This is a genomic window from Clostridium sp. AF32-12BH (assembly GCF_003477935.1).
Classification (GTDB): Bacteria; Bacillota; Clostridia; order Lachnospirales; family Lachnospiraceae; genus Brotaphodocola.
This window is the reverse complement of sequence record NZ_QUEH01000003.1, coordinates 155,237-179,741: the sequence shown is the minus strand read 5'-3', so window position 1 is coordinate 179,741 and position 24,505 is coordinate 155,237. Positions and strand designations below refer to the sequence as shown.

Here is a 24,505-nt window from a genome sequence, read left to right as displayed (position 1 = left end):
AAAGAAGCTTTTCAAGTCACCTGACAACAACCCCTGGAGGTGAGAATTTTGGCGAATATCATTGTAGCATTTTCTAAGCCGGAAGACGCAAAAAGCATAAAAAACATACTGATGAAAAATGGGTTTCCGGTTATCGCCGTATGTACCTCCGGAGCACAGGTTTTGGCGCAGTTAGACGATCTGAACAGTGGAATTATCGTGTGCGGCTACCGTCTGACAGACATGCTGTATTCAGAACTTTATGACTGCATGAGTCCGGAATTCAGTATGCTGATGATCTCATCCCCAAATAAATGGTCATCTGGCACGCCGGAACAAGTGGTGTGTCTGCCGATGCCGCTAAAGGTTCATGACCTGATCGGAACACTGGAGATGATCGTTCAGGCGCAGACGAGACGCAGAAAAAAACTGCGGCAGCAGCCGAAACAGAGAGATGAGAAGGAGCGGGCCATCATCAATCAGGCGAAAGCTCTTCTCATGGAGCGCAACAACATGACAGAAGAGGAAGCGCACCGGTACATACAAAAGTGCAGCATGGACAGTGGAACTAATATGCTGGAGACGGCGCAGATGGTCATCAGTCTGATGTAGGGAGAAGACAACAGCTGCCGCAAATGTCTCACGGATGTCTGCGGTTGGATGCAAATCATGAAAAAATTAGATAAATACAGTTGGAGGAGTTTATGAAATTTACAAAAATGCAGGGAATCGGAAACGATTACGTTTATGTGAACTGTTTTGAGGAGCATGTGGAGGATCCGGCGCGCGTGGCAGAACTGGTCAGCGAACGCCATTTTGGCATTGGTTCCGATGGTCTGATCCTCATCTGCCCGTCTGAAGTGGCTGACTGCCGCATGCGGATGTTCAATGAAGATGGAAGCGAGGGCAGCATGTGCGGAAACGGCATCCGCTGCGTCGGAAAATATGCGTATGATCATGGAATCGTAGACAAGCCGCAGATCTCCGTGGAAACCCTTGGCGGCATCAAATATTTGGATATGCAGGTGGAAAACGGAAAAGTCAAAACCGTAAAAGTAGATATGGGGGTTCCCAAACTGACCAGTGAGCTGCCGGAGAAAATCCAGATCGAAGGAAGAATCCTGGAATTTACCGGAATCGATGTGGGAAATCCGCATGCGGTTTATTATGTTGATGATGTGGACTGCATGGATCTGGAGAAAATCGGACCGGCTTACGAGATGCATGAGCGCTTTCCGGACCGGGTGAACAGTGAGTTTATCCGTGTGATCGACCGGACGCATCTGCAGATGCGTGTCTGGGAGCGCGGCAGTGGGGAAACCTGGGCCTGCGGAACCGGGGCAACGGCCAGTGCAGTTGCCAGCATGATGCTGGGACTGGTGGAGAATACCGTCGAGGTCCAGCTGATCGGCGGAAACCTGGAAATCACCTGGGACCGTGAGAGCGGACATGTGTTTATGACCGGACCGGCAGTGGAGGTGTTCTCTGGCGAAATCGATCTGGGACAGTACGAAGAAAAATAAGGACATGCGAAAGCATGAGAAAATTTTCGTTGCGAAGGTGCAAGCGTGCTCAACAGGCGAATTCCACCCTTGACACAGATTTCCAATTATGCTAAATTAGATAACAGCGTAAATGCAAAGAAGAGAAGAAATATGCGTGACGGACTTTTCAGAGAGCTGCCGGAAGGTGCAAGACAGTAAGAATGTGCGCAGAAACTGGTCTCGGAGCAGCCCGCCGAACCCTTTTCGTTTCGTAATGGTTTCGTATTCATACCGTTGCGTTTCTAGTGGAAAGTAGGCCGGGACGGACATCCGCCGTTATCGGATCAAAAGCGCATGCGAAAGCATGAAGCAGAGTGGTACCGCGTAAGGATCAAAAGCGAAAGAATATCCTGCGTCTCTGACACTAAGTCCAGAGGCGCATTTTTTATTGCTTTCATTCCTTAAAAAGCAATCAGGAGGAAGAATCATGGCAAGTTACAACCATAGCGCCATTGAGAAAAAGTGGCGTGAAAACTGGGAGAAAAACCCGATCAATGTCAATGACGGCAAAAAGCCGAAATATTACTGCCTGGATATGTTCCCGTATCCGTCTGGCAGCGGACTTCATGTAGGTCACTGGAGAGGTTACGTTATCTCCGATGTATGGAGCCGTTACCAGATGTTAAAGGGTCATTATGTTATCCATCCGATGGGCTGGGATGCATTTGGTCTTCCGGCAGAGAACTATGCGATCAAGATGGGCGTTCATCCGGCAAAATCTACCGCCGAGAACATCAAGAACATCAAGCGCCAGATCAACGAGATCGCAGCAATCTACGACTGGGATATGGAAGTAAATACTACCGATCCGGAGTTCTACAAATGGACCCAGTGGATCTTTGTACAGATGTTCAAGAAAGGCCTTGCTTACGAGAAAGAGTTCCCGATCAACTGGTGCCCATCCTGTAAGACCGGTCTGGCAAACGAGGAAGTAGTAAACGGCTGCTGCGAGCGTTGTGGTTCCCCGGTTACCAAGAAGAACCTGCGTCAGTGGATGTTAAAGATTACCGCTTATGCGGACCGTCTCTTAAACGATCTGGACAAGCTTGACTGGCCGGAGAAAGTGAAAAAGATGCAGAGCGAGTGGATCGGCAAATCCTACGGTGCTGAGGTTGATTTCCAGGTTGAGGGAAGAGATGAGAAGATCACCGTTTACACCACCCGCCCGGATACCCTGCACGGAGCTACCTTCATGGTACTGGCTCCGGAGCATGCTATGGCAAAGAGCCTGGCTACCGACGAGACCAGAGAGACTGTTGAGAAATACATCTTCGATTCTTCCATGCGTTCCAACGTAGACCGTATGCAGGACAAAGAGAAGACCGGCGTATTCACCGGAAGCTATGCGATCAACCCGTTAAACGGTGCAAAGGTTCCGATCTGGCTGTCCGACTATGTACTGGCAGATTACGGTACCGGCGCGATCATGTGCGTACCGGCTCACGATGACCGTGACTTCGAGTTCGCTAAGAAGTTTAACATCCCGATCATCCAGGTTATCGCAAAAGACGGCAAAGAGATCGAGAACATGACCGAAGCTTATACCGAGGCATCCGGCACCATGATCAACTCCGGCGACTGGAACGGTATGGAGTCTTCCGTACTGAAAAAAGAAGCTCCGGAAATGATCGAGAAGATGGGCTTTGGTAAGAAGACCGTTAACTACAAGCTGCGTGACTGGGTATTCTCCAGACAGCGTTACTGGGGCGAGCCGATCCCGATCGTTCACTGCCCGAAGTGCGGCAACGTAGCGGTTCCAGAGGAGGAGCTTCCGTTACGTCTTCCGGAGGTTGAGAGCTATCAGCCGACCGGTACCGGTGAGTCACCGCTTGCTGCCATCGATGAGTGGGTAAACTGCAAGTGCCCGCAGTGCGGAGGCCCGGCAAAGAGAGAGACCAATACCATGCCGCAGTGGGCTGGTTCTTCCTGGTACTTCCTGCGTTATGTGGACAACCACAACGACAAAGAGCTGGTTTCCAAGGAGAAAGCTGCCAAGTATCTGCCGGTTGATATGTACATCGGCGGCGTAGAGCATGCAGTTCTGCATCTTCTCTACTCCCGTTTCTACACCAAGTTCCTGCACGACATCGGAGTCGTAGATTTCGATGAGCCGTTCAAGAAGCTCTTCAACCAGGGTATGATCAATGGTAAGAATGGTATCAAGATGAGTAAGTCCAAAGGAAATGTGGTTTCCCCGGATGATCTGGTAAGAGATTACGGCTGTGATGCTCTGAGAATGTACGAGCTGTTCGTAGGACCGCCGGAACTGGATGCAGAGTGGGATGACCGCGGCATCGAGGGTGTTTCCCGTTTCTTAAGCCGTTTCTGGAACCTGGTTCAGGACAGCAAGGATAAAGAGGTAGCTGAGACCAAAGAGATGGTTCGTCTGCGTCATAAACTGGTATTCGATATCGAGCAGCGTTTCAACCAGTTCAGCTTAAATACTGTGGTATCCGGTTTCATGGAGTACAACAACAAGCTGATCGAGCTGGCGAAGAAAACCGGCGGTATCGATAAAGAGACCTTAAAGACTTTCACTGTTTTACTTGCTCCGTTTGCACCGCATATTGGCGAGGAAATCTGGCAGGAGCTCGGCGGCACCGACAGCGTATTCCATGCTCAGTGGCCGGAGTGCGATGAGGAAGCCATGAAGGATGATGAAATTTCCATCGGTGTTCAGGTTAACGGTAAGGCAAGAGGCGTTGTGACCATTCCGTCAGACGCTTCCAAAGAGGTTGCCCTTGCAGCAGCAAAAGAGGCTGTTGCAGACAAGATCACCGGAACCATCGTAAAAGAAATTTACGTACCGGGCAAGATCATCAATATCGTTTGCAAATAAGAATTTTGAAAATGACTGTCAGGAGGACCTGGCAGCCATTTTTTTTGCAAGGATATGCAGCATTTCAATCTTCTTTTTTTCGTCGGGAGGCAGATTTGCCGTGATGGTGGAAACCAGAAGCTCCGTCTCTGCGTCGGTGAAAGAAATGTGATTCTTTTTTGCATCTGCCTGAAGGGAGAGCAGGGCTTGGAGCAGCTGTTCTTTTGACTGGGAAGAGATCTGCTTTGCAAGGGTTTCTATGTACTGCAGCTTGAACGGGTCCATATTGGCGAGTCTTGGGTCATTTTTCCATTCACCTGTGTTCATAATACCTCCTTGATGATCTGAAAATTTTCCAGCATCTCGATCATTTCCCGTTCCTTTGGACTGGCATACGGTTTGATGATCTGCAGAAGCTGCATGGGCGTTGCGGGTTTTGGCGTGGAGGGGGAAAGCCCCATGGCGGAAACTTCTTCACCTTCGAAGATGGATTGCGCCCGTTTCACTTCCTGAACTTTTACAAAGAGGGAAAAGATTCGCTGCTGTGCAACTGGAAGATAGGGAATGGCAGCTTTTAACATCTGCAGTTTTGGATCAGCGGTTAAATAATCAAAGTCCGTCATTTTGAACTGATTCTCCATTTTTTCACTCATAGACGAAGTCCCTGTGCTGCTGTTTGCGCTGCGCGAAAACAGCATTGTCCTTGTTTGTTTTGAAACAGTATATGCGACGAAAATTCAGATCATGCTGCAGGATGTGCGCATATCATAAAGTAGAAGAGACACTGTCCTGAACTGGATAAAACAGCCCTGTCCACGTTCGCTGTAGACGGTAGCAGGAAACCTGGTTCAGAACCCCGGAGTGATGAAATGAAGACAAGACTGATCATAGATGGAAATGCAGTATATGAGATTGACGAGGAGTGTGAAGCCTGTCTGCGCAGGCAAAATTCATTTTTGGAAGAACGAAACAAACATCCGGAGCAAAATCCCAAACCGGATCTGAAACAGGGTTCCAGTCGGGATCGAAAACAAAACGAAAATCCAAAGCAGAATGAAAAAGAAAAACAAGACTGAAAAACTGCAAAAAAAATTCCCCCTCGGTCTGTGAGGGGGATTTTTTTATTTCATAGGAAAGTGCGTCCTATGAAACAAAAACGCTCCGCGGGGATGCGCACTCGGCGCAAGGGTGGATGGTTGCTTCGGCAACCGCGCCTCGGCGCGAGAATGTGCCAAGACACATTCTTTCTTGTCCTGTGTCTGCATACCTGTCAGGCATTGCCTGGGACTGGCATACGAAATACTGACCATGAGACACGTTTTGCACGTGAGAGGATCAGCAGAAGCCGCCGCATCCACCGCCATTGCCGCCACAGCAGCATAACAGCAGGATGATCCAGATCCAGTTACAGCCGTTATTATGTTCGCATCCGCATCCGGAACCAAATCCGTTGCCGCCGCAGCAGCACAAGATCAGGATCAGCCAGATTATATTGCAGCCGTTTCCTCCTGAATTGCAGTCGCATCCACATCCACAGTTTGTTGCAGCCAGATCGCTCATATGAAAAGCCTCCGAAAAGATATTTACAATCCATCATATGAGAAGTGGCCTGTCACTGTTTCCGGTTTTGTGAAAAATAATTTGGTTTTTCGTATTCACAAAAAAAGGAACCGCGATGGAAGAACGGTTCCTTTTTTTGAAACATTATTCGCCCTGGTACATATATTTGATCAGACGCTCGATATCTTCTTTGTCCTGGGCAATGATGTCAAGTTCTTTGATGTAACCATTGGAAAACATGGTTGCCATGGAGAGATACTGGGACAGTTTGGATTTTAAGTTAATGCGGTCACCTTCCGGGGATACCAGCTCAACCGGCCCCTTGCACTGATCAATGATTTTGAAAAAGCTTTCTACGTTATCGATGTTCTGAATTTTCATTTGGGATTCCTCCTTGTTCTATTTCATTGCATATGGGGAGACGCCTTGGGCGCATCCGTAAATTAAGTTAGTTATCTTTTTGACAAACAAGAGTATAACAAAAAATTAACAATCGTTCAATTGCCAGAATTTCCAAAATTAGACAGAAAATCACCCTGATTCGATACAGAAAGACTACAGGCATAACTGGCAGACAGGAAAAATACCGTCAAAAAAACTAATAAAAAATTCTGTGTTTTTTATAAAAATAAGTGGTTCTTTTTTTGAACGAATATGCTATACTGTTTGAGTGCGTTATGAGCGTAAAGATTATTATAGAAGAAACACAGGTGAAATCATGAATCAGTATGAGAATGGCAAAAATTCCGGGACGGGGCGCTCCAGGGCCAGAAGCAGTTCCTATTCCGGCAGTGGAAGAAGTACTTCTGCTGGAAGACAGGCTAGAACCACAACCGGCAGTGGAAGAAGCACCTCAGGAACATCTTCCAGAAGCGGCGCTGCTTCGCGCAGCAGTTCTGCAAGAGGAACCGCGGCTGGCGCTGCAAGACGCAGCTCGGGAAGCAGAACATCGGCATCTTCCAGAACGGACCGTTATTATAATGAAACAAGAAGAACTTCTTCGGGCAGACGCGGAGGCAGAAGAGGCGGCAAAGGACCGGATTTTGTAAAGATTGCTGTTGGCGGTGTGATCCTGATCCTTGCAATTTTCTGTGTCACATTTTTAATGAAGAAAGTGACCGGATCAAAACCGGATCAGACAGAAGCTCAGACGGAGATTACTGTTCCTGAGACGGAACTGGAAAAAGAAGTAACCGTAGATGGCATCAACATTACCGGCATGTCCAGGGATGAAGCAAAGGCTGCGATCCTGAAAGATTTTCCGTGGGCCATGAAAGTGACCTGGCAGGATCAGAGTTACGGCGTAAATGATCTGATGGCAGAAAAAGTGGATGCACTTTTGCAGGAAATCTACACCGGAGAACCGAAAGAAAGCTATACGCTGGATACCACCGGTCTGGAGGATGCAGTTGCGAAAGAAGCAGAGAGCGTGGCAGCGCTCTGGAATAAAAAAGCAAAGAATGGTTCTATTTCTGAATACGATTCCCAGAATGATAAGTTCTTATTTAAAGGGGCAGAAAACGGTCTGGCAGTCGATCAGGAACAGCTGAAGGCTGACATTCAGGCAGCTTTAAACCGCAAGGATTTCAGTGCATCCATTGCAGCGACGGTAAATGAGGTGGAGCCGGAGTTTTCCGAGGCAACCGCACGGGAAAAATATAAAACAATCGGCACTTTCACGACCAATACAACTGCAAACCAGAAGCGAAACACCAACGTCAAGCTGGCTGCCCAGGCAATCAATGGCATCGTGCTTCAGCCGGGGGAGGAATTTTCCTTTAACAACCGGGTGGGTGAGCGTACCGAGGCAAAGGGATATCAGGCGGCAGCTGCTTACAACAATGGTGAAGTCGTTCAAGAGATTGGAGGCGGTGTATGTCAGGTTTCCTCTACCATGTACAATGCAGTTGTGAAGGCAGGACTGAAAACGACCATGCGCCGTTCCCATACGTTCGAGCCTTCTTACGTAACACCGGGAACCGATGCAACCGTAAGCTGGGGCGGTCCGGATTATAAATTTGTAAATAACTCCAGCGCAGCGATCGGTATCCGCGCAAGTTATTACAACCAGACCTGTACGGTATCCATTTATGGAATTCCGGTCCTGGAGGATGGGGTTACCCATTCTTTGAAATCCACGAAGCTCAGTGAGACTGACCCGCCTGCACCGACCTATGAAGAGGACCCGACGCTTACACCGGGAACGGAGAAAGTCAAGAGTGCGGGAAGCAAGGGAAGCAAGTGGGAAACCCGTCTGATCGTTACGAAAAATGGAGAAGTAGTCAGTCAGGATGTGGATCACAGCGTTACCTACAAAGGACACACGCCGGTTATATTAAGAAACAGTACCGGTACAACAGCGGCAGGTGCATCTTCTGCGGCAGACAGTTCTGCTTCCGCAGCCGATGGAACAACTGTGGTACCGTCCGGCGATGCAGGAACAGGAACTTCTTCTGCGGGCGAGAGTCATAAGGCAGGGGAGACAACGGCGGTTGCACCGTCTCATACAGCTGCAGAAAAGACTACTGCGGCTGAAACGACAGCCCAGGCTACCACTGCAGCATCCCAGCAGCCGGTATCCCATCCGACAGTAGCCGATTCCGGCAACAGCAGCTCCGGTGGCAATAGCTCCGGAAATGCGCCGACAGCAGCCGATTCCGGCAATGCACCGACGATTGCGCCGAATCCGGGTGTGTAAAAAGAAAATAAAAGGGTTTTTGAAATCTGTAGAAAAATTAACAAAACAGAAGCGCTTTTTGACAGCGCTTCTGTTTCTTTTTTTCAACGGAAAATCCAGAAATAAGCAATTGCTAACTTGGATTTTGGACAGATTGTATGCAAAATAATACGCGAATTTCCTGTTTTCGTGTTTGCAAATCGATAAAAAGTTGCTATAATATACACAGGTCAGTCTCCTTATGCGGGGAGACTTCTCTTTCCGGTGCATTTTTCTCACTGGAAACTTCCCGGTTTTACCCGGGTTAAAGCATATTCACATTTGTAGGAGGATAATCAAATGGCAAGAAAAATGAAAACCATGGATGGTAATCAGGCCGCTGCTCATGCTTCATACGCATTTACCGAAGTTGCAGCTATGTACCCGATTACTCCGTCTTCCGTAATGCCTGAGCATACGGATGAGTGGGCTACTGAAGGCAGAAAGAATATCTTCGGCCGTACAGTACAGATCACTGAGATGCAGTCTGAGGCTGGTGCAGCTGGTGCTGTTCACGGTTCTCTGGTAGCAGGCGCTCTGACCACTACCTATACCGCTTCCCAGGGTCTTCTTCTGATGATCCCGGATCTGTACAAAATCGCTGGTGAGCAGTTACCGGGCGTTATCGATGTATCTGCACGTGCAGTATCTTCTCACGCTCTGAACATCTTCGGCGATCATTCCGACGTATATGCATGCCGTCAGACCGGCTGCGCTATGCTGTGTGAGTCCAGCGTACAGGAGGTTATGGACTTAACTCCGGTTGCTCATCTGTCTGCAATCAAAGGTAAAGTTCCGTTCATCAACTTCTTCGATGGATTCCGTACCTCTCATGAGATCCAGAAGATCGAAGAGTGGGATTACGACGATCTGGCTGAGATGGCTGACTGGGATGCAATTGCAGAATACCGTGCAAAAGCATTAAACCCGAACAACCCGTCTCAGAAAGGTTCCGCACAGAACCCGGATATCTTCTTCCAGGCTCGTGAGGCATGCAACTCTTACTACGATGCTCTTCCGGCAGTAGTACAGATGTACATGGACAAAGTAAATGCTAAGATCGGTACCGACTACAAACTGTTTAACTACTACGGCGCTGAGGATGCTGAGCAGGTTATCATCGCTATGGGTTCCGTGAACGATACCATCGAGGAGACCATCGATTACATGAGAAAGTCTACCGGTGCTAAAGTTGGTGTTGTTAAAGTTCGTCTTTACAGACCGTTCAGCGCAGAGGCTCTGATCGCAGCTATCCCGGATACTGTTAAGAAGATCACTGTTCTTGACAGAACCAAAGAGCCAGGTTCCTTAGGCGAGCCGTTATACCTGGATGTTGTTGCAGCATTAAAGGGCAGCAAGTTCGACCAGGTTGAGATCTTCTCCGGCCGTTATGGTCTTGGTTCCAAAGATACCACCCCGTCTCAGATCGTTGCGATCTATGAGAACAACACCATCAAGAGATTTACCACTGGTATCGTAGATGATGTTACCAACCTGTCCCTGCCGGTAGGTGCTCCGCTTGTTACCACTCCGGAAGGAACCACTAACTGTAAGTTCTGGGGGCTTGGTGCAGATGGTACCGTAGGTGCTAACAAGAACTCCATCAAGATCATCGGCGATAACACCGATATGTACGCTCAGGCTTACTTCGATTATGACTCCAAGAAATCCGGCGGTGTTACCATGTCTCACCTTCGTTTCGGTCATAAGAAGATCAAATCCACCTACCTGATCCATCAGGCAAACTTCGTAGCATGCCACAACCCGGCATACGTTCGTAAGTACAACATGGTTCAGGAGCTGGTTGACGGCGGTACTTTCCTGTTAAACTGCCCGTGGACTCACGAGGAGCTGGACAAGCACCTTCCGGGTCAGATGAAGAAATTCATCGCTGATCACAACATCAACTTCTACACCATCGACGGTGTTAAGATCGGTATCGAGACCGGCATGGGCCCGACCCGTATCAACACCATCTTACAGTCCGCATTCTTCAAACTGACCGGTATCATTCCGGAGGAGAAAGCAATCGACCTGATGAAGGCTGCTGCTCAGAAGACCTACGGCCGTAAGGGTGAGGACGTTGTTAAGAAGAACTGGGCTGCTATCGATGCTGGTGCAACCGGCGTTGTTAAGGTAGAGGTTCCGGAGAGCTGGAAGAACTGCGAGGATGAGGGACTTGATTACAAGACCGTTTCCGGCGACAGAAAAGACGTTGTTGATTTCGTTAACAACATCCAGACCAAAGTTAGTGCTCAGGAAGGTAACAACTTACCGGTATCTGCATTCAAAGAGTATGTAGATGGTAATACCCCGTCCGGTTCTGCAGCATTCGAGAAACGTGGTATCGCTGTAGACGTTCCGGTTTGGAATTCCGAGAACTGTATCCAGTGTAACTTCTGTTCTTATGTCTGCCCGCACGCTGCAATCCGTCCGGTTGCTATGACCGAGGAAGAGGCTGCTAAGGTTGAGGGCGCTACCTTACCGTTAACCGGTATGCCGCAGTACAAGTTCACCATCGCTGTATCTGCACTTGACTGTACCGGTTGTGGTTCTTGTGCAAACGTATGTCCTGGCAAGAAGGGCGAGAAGGCTCTTACCATGGATAAGCTTGACAAGCACCTTGACGAGCAGAAGACCTTTGATTACGCAGTAACCCTGCCGATCAAAGAGGATGTTGTTGCTAAATTCAAAGAGACCACCGTTAAGGGTTCCCAGTTCAAACAGCCGTTACTTGAGTTCTCCGGCGCATGTGCTGGATGTGGTGAGACTCCGTACGCTAAGCTGATCACCCAGCTGTTCGGTGACAGAATGTACATCTCCAACGCAACCGGATGTTCTTCTATCTGGGGTAACTCTTCACCGTCTACTCCTTACACCGTAAACGCTAAGGGCCAGGGTCCGGCATGGGATAACTCCCTGTTCGAGGATGCTGCTGAGTTTGGTTACGGTATGTTACTGGCTCAGAACGCAATCCGTGATGAGTTAAAGGAGAAGGTTGAGCAGGTTGCAGCAAACGAGAACGCTTCTGAGGAAGTTAAGGCTGCATGCAAAGACTACTTAGATACCTTCACCGTAGGTGCTACCAACGGTACCGCTACCGATAAGTTAGTTGCAGCTCTGGAAGGCATTGACTGCCCGACCTGCAAGTACATCGTAGCAAACAAGAACTACCTGGCTAAGAAGTCCCAGTGGGTATTCGGTGGTGACGGATGGGCTTACGATATCGGTTTCGGCGGCGTAGACCATATCCTTGCTTCCGGTAAGGACATCAACGTTATGGTATTCGATACCGAGGTTTACTCCAACACTGGCGGTCAGTCCTCTAAGGCTACCAAGACTGGTGCTGTAGCTCAGTTCGCAGCTGGCGGTAAAGAGACCAAGAAGAAAGACCTTGCAAGCATCGCAATGTCTTACGGTTATGTATACGTAGCTCAGATCTCCATGGGTGCTGATTATGCTCAGACTGTTAAGGCTATCGCTGAGGCAGAGGCATATCCGGGTCCGTCCCTGATCATGGCTTACGCTCCGTGTATCAACCACGGTATCAAGAAGGGCATGAGCAAAGCTCAGACCGAGGAGAAACTGGCAGTTGAGACCGGTTACTGGAACAACTTCCGTTACAACCCGGCTGCTGAGAAGAAGTTCACCCTGGATAGCAAGGCTCCGAACATGGAAGGCTATCAGGACTTCTTAAAGGGCGAGGTTCGTTACGCATCTCTGGCTATGAAGAATCCGGAGAGAGCAGCTACCCTGTTCGCTAGAAACGAGGCAGAGGCTAAGGAGCGTTACGAGTACCTGACCAAGCTGGTTAAGCTGTACGGTGACGACAACGAGTAATCGTTCGTGAAGAAATCAATATAAATCGTTCATGACTGTCCTCGGTTTGCCGGGGCGGACGTGAGCGGGTCAGTTCCGGATGGAATGGCTTGTGCTGTAACAGAAAAAAAGCTCCCGGCCTGCGAAAGCAGGTGCGGGAGCTTTTTTGTACCACTAGGCGAAGAGTGCGCCAAGCAGTCCGTAGGATAACAGGGACATGATTACGGTGGCCATGATGATTCCGCAGAGAATCGCGCCGATGGCTTTGCCGAATTTCATGTGGAGCAGGGCGGCTACCAGGGAGCCGGTCCAGGCGCCGGTGCCGGGAAGCGGAATCCCTACGAAGAGAACGAGACCCCAGAAACCAAATTTCTCAATCTGGCCTTTGTTTTTATCTGCTTTCTGGCGGACCCAGATTGCTACTTTGCTTAAGCCCGGTACACGCTCCATACCGTTTAAAACCTTTTCGATGAGAAGAAGGATGAACGGGATCGGAAGCAGGTTTCCAATGATGCAGATTGGAATTGCCTTTAAGATCGGAACATTCAAAAGAGCGGGAGATGCAGCAAGCAGTCCGCCACGCAGTTCCAGGATCGGGATCATGGAGATGATAAAGATGATGGCTTCCCCGGATACTTTTCCGCCGAGAAGGGAAGCCAGACCCTGTACCAGAGTATCAGTCATAACATATCCTCACTTTTCTGTATAAAATTGTATGAATTTGTGACAATTCTGCGGCCAATTGTGATCGCGTTTGCGCGATGCGTGAACTGTAACAGGACTGTTGCATTGACCGTAAAAAGCCACATACGCTTCATTATAGGAGAAAACACAAAAAAATTCAATTGCTTCTGCCTGCTCGTTTATAAAAAAATACTATGTAGATTTCTCGCAGAGTATGCTAAAATGAAAAGTACGGTTATAGATACAGGACAGATATAGAAAGGAACGGAAGATAAAGTTATGAAACGGCTGTGGAAAATACTGGGAATTTTGGTTGCAACGGCAATTTTACTGAACGTAGTAACAGAAATATTGAACCGGAAATCGCTGATCGGTGCAATTGGATTTGCCTTGCATACACCGCTGGTATTTTTGCTGAACAGTCTGTTGTTTCTGACGCCGTTTTTGCTGGTTTTCTTTACCAGGCGGAAGGTGTTTCTGGCGGTTGTGCTTGTGGTGACCGGCCTGACGATGGCGATTGCCAACAGTGTTCTTCTGGTATTCCGGACTACACCGTTTACGGCAGCGGACCTTCGCCTGGTAAAGTATGCAGCCACACTTCTGACAACGTATCTGACCTGGTGGCAGATCGTGCTGATGGCAGTGGCTGCAGTGGCCGCGATTTTATTTTGTGCGGTGCTCTGGAAAAAAGCGCCGGTGGACCAGCAGAAGGTGAATCTGACGGAATCGGTCTGTGTATCGGCGGTTTCCATGCTGGTGATCTGGGGGGTTTTAAATTTCTCCATTGCGACAGGCGCAGTGGCGCTTCATTTTGGAAATATCGGACAGGCTTATAAGGATTATGGATTTGCCTATTGTTTTTCCAATTCACTTCTGAATACCGGAATTGAGAAACCGCAAAGCTATGACCAGGCGGCTGTGGAGGAACTGGAAAGCGAAGAGCAGACCCAGACCGAAGATGCAAAAAACATAGAAGGCCGCTACCCGAATATCATTATGTTGCAGCTGGAATCCTTTTTTGATCCGCTTTTGTGGAAGAACAATCCGGTACAGGGAGATCCCATCCCGATGTTCCATTTCCTGGAGCGGAATTTCCCATCTGGTTATTTGAGTGTTCCTTCGGTAGGCGCCGGAACAGCAAATACGGAGTTTGAGTGTATCAGCGCCATGAATCTGGATTTCTTCGGACCGGGAGAGTATCCGTATAAGACCATTCTCCAGAAGACATCCTGTGAGAGCATGGCATTTGATATGAAAAATCTGGGTTATAAGGCGCATGCGGTGCATAATAATGAAGCAACGTTTTATGACCGCCACAAGGTGTTTTCCCAGCTTGGGTTCGATACTTTTACGCCGATTGAGTATATGAATGACATCGAGCGGAATCCAACCGGCTGGTGCAAAGATAAGGTATTGGTCGGAGAGATCGAAAAGGTGCTGGATTCCACCATGGGAAGCGACTTTGTATACACGATTTCCGTGCAGGGACATGGTAAATATCCTTCGTTTGAATATTACTGTGAGCAGATCCATGAGATGGATGAATTTATCGGACAGCTGATCAATATGCTGAATACACGCATGGAGCCGACGGTTCTGGTGATGTATGGCGATCATTTGCCGGGCTTTGAATGGACGGCAGAGGAGATGGAGAACGGCTCACTTTTCCAGACCAAGTATGTTGTCTGGAACAATGTCAACCTTCCTGCTGTGAAGCGCGATGTAGAAGCTTACCAGCTTGCTGCCCATGTCCTGAATATGCTGGATATCCATGAGGGCACCATGATCCGGTTCCACCAGCGTCATTTAGACCAGTATGATACAGACACGCAGGAATATCTGGATGCCATGCAGATCCTGCAGTATGACATTCTTTATGGGAATCACGAAGTATATGGAGGGGAATCGCCTTATCCGGCGACAAAACTGGAATTTGGCGTCACTCCGATCATTCAGAGAACAACGCTGCACAATACGGATCAGGTTATTGTATTTGGCGGCCCCTTTAACAGCTACTCCAAAATCTGTATAGATGGAAAAGCGGTGGATACCCAGTATTATTCAAAGACCAGGCTGATTGCAAAGGGAGTTTCCAAAAAAGACGGAGAAGAAATTACCGTTCAGCAGGTTGGACGTGATAAGATTCATCTGGGAACAGCAAGAAAGAGACAGGAGACGATAAAACGATGAATATTCAGGAAGAATGGGAGCTGCATAAGCCGAAAAAGAAAACCTGGGGACGATTCCTGCGGGTCATATTTGGTCGTACCACGTTTGTGATTACGGCACTTCTGATCCAGTTTATCACGCTTTTGTACAGCTTTCAGTGGCTGAGTGAGCATGTGTTTTACTTATATGGCGGTTTTGTAGGCTTAAGTGCTGTCGTTGTGATCTACATCATCAATAAAAACCAGAATCCGTCTTATCAGCTTTCCTGGATCATCCCGGTTCTGGTATTTCCGGTATTCGGTGCTTTGTTTTATCTTTTTGTGGAAGCACAGCCAGGAACCAGAATGATCGACCGGAGACTGAAAGCGAACATCGAAGAAACCAGGCCTTTTTTAAAACAGCAGACACAGGTTATGGAACGTCTGTACCGGGAAAGCAGGGGAACTGCGCGGCTGGCTTATTATATGAACGAATATGGCGGGTATCCGATCTGGGAAAACACCAGTGCACAGTATTTTCCATTGGGCGATGATATGTATCCGGTGCTTCTGGAAGAACTGAAAAAAGCAGAGCGCTACATTTTCATGGAGTATTTCATCGTGGAAAAAGGAGAAATGTGGAACACTATCCTGGAGATATTAAAAGAAAAGGCGGCATCCGGTGTGGAAGTCCGCTTTATGTACGATGGGATGTGCAGCCTGACCTTAGTACCGTACGGGTATCCGAAGCAGCTGGAGCAGTATGGGATCCGCTGCAAGATGTTCTCCCCGGTGCGCCCGGTCCTTTCTTCCGCACAGAATAACCGGGACCACAGAAAGATCACGGTGATCGACGGACATACTGCATTCACCGGAGGGATCAATCTGGCAGACGAATATATCAACCGGAAGGTCCGTTTTGGACACTGGAAGGATACGGCGATCATGTTAAAGGGCGATGCCGTGACCGGATTTCTGATGATGTTTTTGCAGATGTGGAACATTACGGAACACCAGGCGGATGATTATGTCAGATATCTATGCAAGCCAGATTACCAGTACCCGGCAGGACTGGACCGCTCGGGCTTTGCGATGCCGTACGGGGACAGTCCGCTGGATAATGAGCCGGTAGGACAGCACGTTTACATGGATATTTTAAATGAATCCCGTTACTATGTGCATATGATGACACCCTACTTGATCCTGGACAGTGATATGATCACGTCGCTGACCTTTGCGGCGAAGCGCGGCATTGAGACGATCATCATCATGCCGCACATCCCGGATAAGATTTATGCGTACCTGCTGGCGCGTTCCTACTACGCGGAGCTTTTGCAGGCCGGTGTAAAGATTTATGAGTATACACCGGGCTTTGTCCATGCAAAGGTATTTACCAGCGATGACACCAAGGCGGTGGTTGGTTCCATCAATATGGACTACCGGAGCCTGCACCTGCATTTTGAATGTGCAGTTTATCTGTACCGGAATCCGGCCGTGCAGCAGGCAGAGGCAGATTTCCAGGCAACCTTAAAACAGTGCCAGGAGATCACACAGCAGGACTGCAAAAATTATCCGATCCCGAAGAAAATCGCGGGAAAGGTGCTGCGGCTGTTTGCTCCCCTGATGTAAAACAGCAATATCGCACAGTGCGTATCAGAGATGCAGGATTTCTTCTATTAGTAGTGCCGTACCTCTGCGGCTGCCCGGATCTTCTGAATGACAGGCTCGGCGGCTGCGGAGGTGAAATATTGGAAGGTGCATGCTGGCACCTTCTTTTTTAATGCCTCAAAATCTCCGTCTTTGATCAGACAGCGCACGTCGGACGCGCTGATGGCACCATCTGCGTCGGCTTTTCGTGGAATGATGCTGCAGGTCAGGCCGGCGGCGGACAGCTCCTCTGCCATCACCTGGTTGTAGATGCCGGTTACCTGGCTGAAGGGTTCTTCCCCGACAAAGCGGTCTGTGATGGAAAGCGAACTGGCAATGCGCAAAAATACCTGGATATCAAGCTTGGCGTGAGAGCGAATGACGGTGTCGGAGTCCTTTAAAAAGTAGGACGGAAAGGTCGCATTGGAGATCATGTAAGGACCGGTCTCGTGGCAGATCACATTGGAAAGGTCTGCGCAGCCGTCTGCGACCAGCTGTCTGCGGACGGAGAATGGAACCAGGGAAGCATCCTCTGAGACTACAAATACATGGAGTAAGTCTACCGAAGCAGCCGCCTGCTCGACCAGATAACGGTGACCGAGTGTGAATGGGTTGGCATTCATGATGACAGCGCCGATTTTTTGTGTGCTGGTTGGTGCAGAGGCATCCGCGCCGTCTTTGTCGTTGTGTGTGTCCTGGTTTTCTGTCTGTGTCAGAACAACGGGGGCAGTTTGAGCTGCTAAGAAAGCAGCGGTTTCCTGCTGCAATTGTTTCAGGTAATCAGCAAAGCCAGACCGGCGGTTTTCCATAAAAACAACTTTTCCTTCCACACGGGCGATTTCGTAAAAACCGAGATCACTGAAAAAACGGGCCGTATTACATTTTGTATATAAGAAGAGACTGGTGTTGCCGCGGCTGTACTGGTATTCGATCAGGTGTGAGATCACCTGATTCATCAGTCCCTCGCCCTGGTGTTCCGAGGAGACAGCCATGCAGCGCAGTGTGTTGGCAAAGCAGGAACCGGTTGCAACCAGGTTGTAGTCATCGTCGAACAGACCGATGCTGTAATCGAGATTTTTGTCGCGTTCGATTCCTTCTTTTTCCAATAAGGCGTCCATCTGGCGCACAGCGCGTTTATCAGTGGGAGATATTCTGCTGACGGTATAATCTGACATAATAAAAAGTCCTCCGTGTTTTATTCTGAATATGTTTCGAAATGTCAAGTTTTCCGGCAGTCTGTGAAATCTGAATATGGAAACAGGAATGCCAGAACTGTGTTTAGTATAGCGTATTTCCTGTAAAAATGCGAATACTTCCTGAGTTATGGGGAATATTGGATTATGATGATGATTTGCAGCAAGGATGTTCCGTATGGAAAATTCCAAGCACAGTTGGTGTGTAAAAGAATTTTATCAATGCTTGCAGGCAGAAAGGAATGAAATCACAGATGGGCAAACGGAAAATGAAAAATAGAAACAAACAGACAGAAAATTGGAATGCGGAAGATGGTGGAAAACAAATGTCTGAAGTCAATCGCATGAACGAAAAAAATGCCAGGAAAAGGGAAAAAACAGATGTGTCAGTGAATGGAACGGAACAACTCCAAAATGGAGGTGAGCGGGTCCAGGGCGGCGGAAATGAAGCGTTTGGTCTGGGTTATGCGCAGGCTACGCTGGATGGTGGAAATGGCAAACATAAAATCCATTTGCTTTCCATCATCGGGGAAGTAGAGGGGCACGAAAATCTGTCCGGAAATACGAAGGTTACCAAATACGATCAGATTCTGCCCAGGCTTGCCGAGCTGGAAGATGATGACAGTGTGGAAGGCTTGCTGGTTCTTTTGAATACGTCCGGTGGGGATGTGGATGCAGGGCTTGCCATTGCAGAGATGATCGCCTCCCTTTCCATGCCAACCGTTTCTTTGGTGTTGGGCGGCAGCCATTCCATTGGGGTACCACTTGCTGTTTCAACCGATCACTCTTTTATTGTCCAGACCGGGACGATGATGGTGCATCCGGTGCGCATGAGCGGAACGGTAATCGGGGCATCGCAGACTTACGAGTATTTTGAAATGATCCAGGACCGGATCCTGACCTTTGTCAGCGACCATGCGCAGATCGCGTATGACCAGGTGAAGCAGCTGATGCTGAATACGGAAATGCTGACCCGGGACCTGGGAACGGTGCTAGTAGGAAGTGAAACCGTAAAAGCCGGACTCATCGATGAGGTCGGGGGGATCCGGGAGGCACTGGGGTATTTGTACCGGAAAATTGAAGAAGGAGAAGAAGATACGGTACACGGGTAGGAATGTTCTGAAGAACCGGCAAGATCCATTCCTGTTTGCGCAACGTGTGCACAGGAACGAATCTTGAATTTGTGGAGTATGTCCGCGTCTTGCATTTCCTGATAATTTTTTGTATACTAACTACATTGGGAAAGAGGAGGCTGAATTTTTGTGGCAGCAAAGAAACAACAAAACAAAGTAAATTCAGATAAAACAGCAAGAACAACGGGCAGCCGGAAAGCTGCAGGAACCGGGGCGAAGAATGCGGCAGACGGCAGAAAAAAAGCCGGAAGACCGAGAAAGGTCCAGGAACCGGAGCCAGTTCAGGAAGAGGAAAGCCTGGTACGCGCAGAAGTGATCGTTTTGGGATCGTTTGCGGCCGCAGTGCTTTTATTTTTAAGCAATTTTCATCTTTGTGGCTTTGCCGGAGATTTTCTGCGCGGTGTTCAGCTGGGACTGTTTGGTCTTCCAGGATACATTGCTCCGCTGGTCCTGTTCGTAGGGACCTGTTTTTACCAGGCAAACCGGGGAAACCGCGTGGCTTTGCACAAGACAGTTGCTTCTGCAGCAGCTTTTTTTCTGCTCTGCGGCTTTTCACAGATGATATTTGGACAGCAGCCGGAAGCCGGGAAGGGTGTATTGGAATATTACCGTCTGTCTGCGGCATCCGGTATGGGCGGCGGTCTGGCAGGAGGACTTTTATTTGGAGTACTTCGCTCTGTGCTGGGAAGCATCGGTGCATTTCTGATCCTGGCTGTAGGCATGATTTTATGTATGGTGTGCATCACGGGACGCTCGTTTGTGAAAGCAGTGAAACGGCACAGCGATGTGGCTTATCAGTATGCCAGGGAGGATATGGAGCGCCGCAGGGAAATCCATGCTGAGCGCCAGGAAGAGCGCAGGAGACTTCGCGAAGAACAGCGGGTGCGCGGCGTGAATCTTGGTTCCACGTATCTGCCGGCGAAAGAAGACGAGTACCTGGAGAAAGATCCGGAGGCGGATTACGGCGAGCGTTACGAGGATGATTATGATAACGGCTATGATGATGGCAGTGCCGACAATCATGACAGTGGCTATCATGATAACTATGCTGACGGTCATGCGGAACATTACGATGACAGCTATGGTTATGGTGACAGCGATAGCGGCAGCTATGATGAAAGTTATGGCACCCGTGGAAGGGCAGAGCATGCTGCAAGCCGTCCGCGTCCGAAGCGGCAGACACCGGACCAGGCAGATCTGTTTACCGGAAGTATTTCCATGCCGGATGAATACCGGAATGAAAAGCCGGATGTTTCTGCTTATTCAACCAATCTTCCGACCGGAGAAGTGGTACCGCCGGAGCCGGAGGATGATTACGATCTGGAGGCTGCGGCCAGAAAACTGACTGAGTCTGGTTTTGGGCGTTTTGAAGAAACCGGAGAAGTTTTCACCGGCGGTGCAAGGAAACTTGACGAGCCGGAAAAGGGAAAAGCAGGGCAGACCGATAACACGGATGTTTATGCGGATGTGGCTCCGTGGGATGAGCCGGATACATACACAGAAAATCCTTATAAAGAAAATCGGTATACAGCAGATGCTTATGTACAGCAGCAGGCTGAAATGCAGAACGGGCGGAATATGCAGCAGGAGCAGACGAAAGCAGTCCAGGCAGCTTCCGCAGAAAATGCGACGCTGAACCGGGTGCAGAAACCAGCACAGGGAACCGGGCGGGAATTGCAGACAGAATCAGCGCAGCAGATGTGGGAGACCGTGCAGGAACCACAGCCGGAGCCAGTGCAGCAGATGCAGGAGCCATCTCCGTACATGCCGGAGCCTGCCCCGGAGGAGTATCTCCCAGAGCCGGATGTGGCATACACCGTAAAAACGGAGCAGAACACCGACTTTGCGATCCCGGAGGAAAGCAAACGTGTGGTCACTGCGGGAGGCAAGGTCATCGAGACCGATACCGAGGCGCTTCAGAAGAAATTGGAATCTGCCAAAAAGGCAGAAGCAGCAAAACACGAGTCAGAGCAGGCCGAAAGCGAAGTGTCAGTGGAGCAGCAGATTCAGGAAAAAGAAGAAGAACCGAAAAAGGAATACATCTTTCCGCCGTTTAGCCTGTTAAAGCGCGGCAGCCGCAATCCGGGCGGTTATTCGGAACAGGAATACCGGGAAACCGCAGTGAAATTGCAGCAGACGCTGCGCAACTTTGGCGTTGGCGTTACCGTGACCAATATCAGCTGCGGACCTTCCGTCACCCGATATGAGCTGCACCCGGAGCAGGGCGTAAAGGTCAGCAAGATCGTCGGACTTGCTGATGACATTAAGCTGAGCCTGGCGGCAGAGGATATCCGTATTGAGGCACCAATCCCGGGCAAGTCTGCAGTGGGTATCGAGGTGCCGAATAAAGAGAAGACATCCGTATTCTTGCGCGATCTTCTGGAGTCCGATACGTTCCAGAAGCATCCGTCCAGACTGGCTTTCGCAGTCGGAAAGGATATCGGCGGTCAGGTCGTGGTAACCGATATCGCCAAGATGCCGCATCTTCTGATCGCGGGCGCGACCGGATCCGGTAAGTCGGTCTGCATCAACACGATTATCATGAGCATCATCTACAAGGCTGACCCGGAGGATGTCAAGCTCATCATGGTGGATCCGAAGGTCGTGGAGCTGAGCGTATATAACGGCATTCCGCATCTGCTGATTCCGGTTGTGACCGATCCGAAGAAAGCATCCGGTGCCTTGAACTGGGCAGTAGCTGAGATGACAGACCGCTACAAGAAATTCGCGAAATACGGTGTGCGTGACTTAAAAGGCTACAATGCAAAGATTGAGACGATTCAGGATATTGATGACGCAGACAAGCCGAAAAAGATGCCGCAGATCGTCATCATCGTGGACGAGCTTGCGGATTTGATGATGGTGGCTCCGGGCGAGGTGGAGGATGCAATCTGCCGTCTGGCCCAGCTGGCGCGTGCGGCAGGCATTCATCTGGTCATCGCGACCCAGAGACCGTCGGTCAATGTCATTACCGGACTGATCAAGGCAAACGTACCGTCAAGAATCGCATTTTCCGTTTCTTCCGGCGTGGATTCCCGTACCATCATCGATATGAACGGTGCAGAGAAACTTCTCGGAAAGGGCGATATGCTCTTTTATCCGGCAGGGTTCCCGAAACCTCAGCGTGTGCAGGGCGCTTTTGTCTCCGACTCGGAGGTCCAGCAGGTAGTGGACTTTTTAACCGAGCAGGGATTGACAGCCCAGTACAGTCCGGAAGTAGAAAACAGTATGAACGCGGCTCCTTCTGCGACAAGCTCCGACCCGTCTAGCAGCCGGGACGAGTACTTTGAGCAGGCTGGCCGTTTCATAATAGAAAAAGAAAAGGCATCCATTGGTATGCTGCAGCGTATGTTCAAGATCGGATTCAACCGTGCCGCAAGGATCATGGACCAGCTGGCGGAGGCCGGTGTGGTCGGCGAGGAAGAGGGAACAAAGCCCCGTAAAGTCCTTATGACTATGGAAGAATTTGACCAGATCATTTAACCCAGGATGAAACGGTACAGGCTGCCGGCGCATTGCGTGCAGACAGGAGATCAACAGCGGACAGTTTCATTCAGACCACAGGAAAAAGAAAGGGAGGATACTGGATATGAAGACAGATATTGAAATCGCGCAGGAGGCGGTAAAGCTTCCAATCAAAGAGGTTGCAGAGAGCTATGGAATCGTTGAGGATGATCTGGAACTGTACGGCAAGTACAAGGCAAAGATCACCGATGAGCTGTGGCAGCAGGTGAAGGACCGTCCGGACGGAAAGCTGGTTCTGGTCACTGCGATCAACCCGACTCCGGCCGGAGAAGGCAAAACTACGACCAGCATTGGTCTGGCAGATGCCCTTACAAGACTTGGCAAGAAGACCATGATCGCCCTGCGTGAGCCGTCCCTTGGACCGTGCTTCGGCATTAAGGGCGGAGCAGCAGGCGGCGGTTTTGCCCAGGTCGTTCCGATGGAGGATTTAAACCTTCACTTCACCGGAGACTTCCATGCGATCACATCTGCGAATAACTTACTGGCAGCACTGTTAGACAACCATATCCAACAGGGCAATGCCCTTCAGATCGATACCAGACAGATTCTCTGGAAACGCTGCCTGGATATGAACGACCGTGTACTCCGCAATGTTGTGGTAGGTCTTGGCGCAAAGGCAGATGGTGTTGTGCGTGAAGATCATTTCGTGATCACGGTTGCTTCTGAGATCATGGCAATCCTTTGTCTGGCAAACGATATGAACGACTTGAAAGAGCGTCTCGGCAAGATCATCGTTGCATATAATTATGCCGGAGAGCCGGTTACCGCAGCACAGCTGCATGCAGTAGGAGCAATGGCAGCGCTGTTAAAGGATGCCATCAAGCCGAACCTGATCCAGACCCTGGAGCATACCGGTGCCCTGGTACACGGCGGACCGTTCGCAAACATCGCACATGGCTGCAACAGCGTGCGTGCGACCAAGACCGCGTTAAAGCTGGCGGATATCGTGGTAACCGAGGCAGGCTTTGGCGCAGATCTGGGTGCAGAGAAGTTCATGGATATCAAGTGCCGCAAGGCAGACTTAAAGCCGGATGCAGTTGTTCTGGTGGCAACCGTGCGTGCATTAAAGTACAACGGCGGTGTGCCGAAGACGGAACTGGCGGCAGAGAATCTGGATGCGCTGAAGAAAGGTATCGTAAACCTGGAGAAGCACATCGAGAACCTGCAGAAGTTTGGTGTTCCGGTTGTAGTAACCTTAAACTCCTTTGTGACCGATACCGAGGCAGAGTATGCATTCATCCGTGATTTCTGCGAGGCACGCGGCTGTGAGTTCGCGCTCTCTGAGGTATGGGCAAAAGGCGGCGAGGGCGGCGAAGCCCTGGCAAACAAGGTGCTGGAGACTCTGGCAAACAAGGAGAGCCATTACCATGCCCTGTACCCGGATGAGATGAGCTTAAAGGATAAGGTCAAGACCATTGCCACCGAGATCTACGGTGCAGACGGCGTTTCCTACGCTCCGGCAGCATCTAAGGCCCTGGCACGCATCGAGGAGATGGGCTTTGGCAATCTTCCGGTCTGCATGGCAAAGACCCAGTATTCCCTGTCTGATGACCAGACCAGGCTGGGACGCCCGGCCGGATTCACCATCAATGTGCGCGATGCTTATGTTTCCGCAGGCGCAGGCTTTGTGGTTGTTCTGACCGGCGCGATCATGACCATGCCGGGACTTCCGAAAAAACCGGCTGCAGACGGCATCGATGTCGATGAAAACGGCGTGATTACCGGACTGTTCTAGAAAAA

General features: G+C 49.7%; 17 protein-coding genes and 1 other annotated feature. Of the genes, 11 read left to right on the top strand and 6 right to left on the bottom strand.

Features of this window, described 5'->3' with window-relative positions:
- Window positions 1–48 precede the first annotated feature (48 nt).
- From DWZ40_RS04000 to leuS, 3 genes are all read left to right on the top strand, one after another.
- Window positions 49–591, top strand: coding sequence for an ANTAR domain-containing protein (locus DWZ40_RS04000; RefSeq protein ID WP_118541009.1), 543 nt, complete (start codon window positions 49–51; stop codon window positions 589–591).
- Window positions 592–683: 92 nt separating this feature from the next.
- The gene (gene dapF / locus DWZ40_RS03995; RefSeq protein ID WP_118541007.1) at window positions 684–1,502 is read left to right on the top strand and encodes a diaminopimelate epimerase; all 819 of its coding nucleotides are present in this window, start codon (window positions 684–686) and stop codon (window positions 1,500–1,502) included.
- Between the two features lie 108 nt (window positions 1,503–1,610).
- Window positions 1,611–1,886 (top strand) — a binding site (T-box leader).
- Between the two features lie 64 nt (window positions 1,887–1,950).
- On the top strand, window positions 1,951–4,362 hold the full coding sequence (gene leuS / locus DWZ40_RS03990) for a leucine--tRNA ligase (RefSeq protein ID WP_118541005.1): 2,412 nt from the start codon (window positions 1,951–1,953) through the stop codon (window positions 4,360–4,362).
- Between the two features lie 18 nt (window positions 4,363–4,380).
- Here the strand turns inward: leuS and DWZ40_RS03985 are convergent, their stop codons facing one another.
- Together DWZ40_RS03985 and DWZ40_RS03980 are read right to left on the bottom strand one after the other, a co-directional pair.
- The gene (locus tag DWZ40_RS03985) at window positions 4,381–4,668 is read right to left on the bottom strand and encodes a hypothetical protein (protein ID WP_118541003.1); all 288 of its coding nucleotides are present in this window, start codon (window positions 4,666–4,668) and stop codon (window positions 4,381–4,383) included.
- Window positions 4,665–4,994, bottom strand: coding sequence for a hypothetical protein (locus DWZ40_RS03980; RefSeq protein ID WP_118541001.1), 330 nt, complete (start codon window positions 4,992–4,994; stop codon window positions 4,665–4,667). Before DWZ40_RS03980 ends, DWZ40_RS03985 begins: the two co-directional genes overlap by 4 nt.
- A 216-nt stretch (window positions 4,995–5,210) precedes the next feature.
- Between DWZ40_RS03980 and DWZ40_RS03975 the strand changes: the two genes are divergently transcribed.
- Window positions 5,211–5,417 (top strand): hypothetical protein, encoded by a 207-nt coding sequence (locus DWZ40_RS03975; protein ID WP_118540999.1) that lies wholly within the window; start codon window positions 5,211–5,213, stop codon window positions 5,415–5,417.
- Between the two features lie 259 nt (window positions 5,418–5,676).
- Here DWZ40_RS03975 and DWZ40_RS03970 read toward each other — a convergent pair whose 3' ends face one another.
- Window positions 5,677–5,901 (bottom strand): chorion class high-cysteine HCB protein 13, encoded by a 225-nt coding sequence (locus tag DWZ40_RS03970; protein WP_118540997.1) that lies wholly within the window; start codon window positions 5,899–5,901, stop codon window positions 5,677–5,679.
- 144 nt (window positions 5,902–6,045) lie between these two features.
- On the bottom strand, window positions 6,046–6,282 hold the full coding sequence (locus tag DWZ40_RS03965; protein WP_118540995.1) for a polya polymerase: 237 nt from the start codon (window positions 6,280–6,282) through the stop codon (window positions 6,046–6,048).
- Window positions 6,283–6,619: 337 nt separating this feature from the next.
- Here DWZ40_RS03965 and DWZ40_RS03960 point away from each other — a divergent pair, with 337 nt between their 5' ends.
- Complete coding sequence (locus tag DWZ40_RS03960) at window positions 6,620–8,599, top strand: VanW family protein (protein WP_118540993.1); 1,980 nt, start codon at window positions 6,620–6,622, stop codon at window positions 8,597–8,599.
- Window positions 8,600–8,917: 318 nt separating this feature from the next.
- Entirely contained in the window at window positions 8,918–12,457 is a 3,540-nt protein-coding gene (nifJ, locus tag DWZ40_RS03955; protein WP_118540991.1) for a pyruvate:ferredoxin (flavodoxin) oxidoreductase, read from the top strand.
- A 153-nt stretch (window positions 12,458–12,610) separates the two neighbouring features.
- Here nifJ and DWZ40_RS03950 read toward each other — a convergent pair whose 3' ends face one another.
- The gene (locus tag DWZ40_RS03950; protein ID WP_118540989.1) at window positions 12,611–13,120 is read right to left on the bottom strand and encodes a small multi-drug export protein; all 510 of its coding nucleotides are present in this window, start codon (window positions 13,118–13,120) and stop codon (window positions 12,611–12,613) included.
- 279 nt (window positions 13,121–13,399) lie between these two features.
- Here DWZ40_RS03950 and DWZ40_RS03945 point away from each other — a divergent pair, with 279 nt between their 5' ends.
- Both DWZ40_RS03945 and cls read left to right on the top strand, forming a co-directional pair.
- Window positions 13,400–15,310: an alkaline phosphatase family protein gene (locus tag DWZ40_RS03945; RefSeq protein ID WP_118540987.1), complete on the top strand. Its 1,911-nt coding sequence runs from the start codon at window positions 13,400–13,402 to the stop codon at window positions 15,308–15,310.
- Window positions 15,307–16,896 carry a cardiolipin synthase gene (cls, locus tag DWZ40_RS03940; protein WP_118540985.1) on the top strand — a complete coding sequence of 530 codons (1,590 nt, stop codon included), beginning with the start codon at window positions 15,307–15,309 and terminating at the stop codon, window positions 16,894–16,896. The genes DWZ40_RS03945 and cls overlap by 4 nt, the downstream gene beginning before the upstream one ends.
- A gap of 47 nt (window positions 16,897–16,943) precedes the next feature.
- Here the strand turns inward: cls and DWZ40_RS03935 are convergent, their stop codons facing one another.
- Window positions 16,944–18,089, bottom strand: a complete 1,146-nt coding sequence (locus DWZ40_RS03935; protein WP_118540983.1) for an adenylyltransferase/cytidyltransferase family protein — start codon at window positions 18,087–18,089, stop codon at window positions 16,944–16,946.
- A 362-nt stretch (window positions 18,090–18,451) separates the two neighbouring features.
- On the opposite strand from DWZ40_RS03935, the gene DWZ40_RS03930 reads away from it, so the two are divergent.
- The 3 genes from DWZ40_RS03930 (at window position 18,452) to DWZ40_RS03920 (ending at window position 24,500) form a co-directional block, all read left to right on the top strand.
- A complete protein-coding gene (locus DWZ40_RS03930; protein WP_182431613.1) occupies window positions 18,452–19,219 on the top strand; it encodes an ATP-dependent Clp protease proteolytic subunit in 768 nt (255 codons plus the stop codon).
- Between the two features lie 318 nt (window positions 19,220–19,537).
- The gene (locus tag DWZ40_RS03925) at window positions 19,538–22,723 is read left to right on the top strand and encodes a DNA translocase FtsK 4TM domain-containing protein (protein WP_118541223.1); all 3,186 of its coding nucleotides are present in this window, start codon (window positions 19,538–19,540) and stop codon (window positions 22,721–22,723) included.
- Window positions 22,724–22,829: 106 nt separating this feature from the next.
- Window positions 22,830–24,500 (top strand): formate--tetrahydrofolate ligase, encoded by a 1,671-nt coding sequence (locus DWZ40_RS03920; protein ID WP_118540981.1) that lies wholly within the window; start codon window positions 22,830–22,832, stop codon window positions 24,498–24,500.
- Window positions 24,501–24,505: the final 5 nt, after the last annotated feature.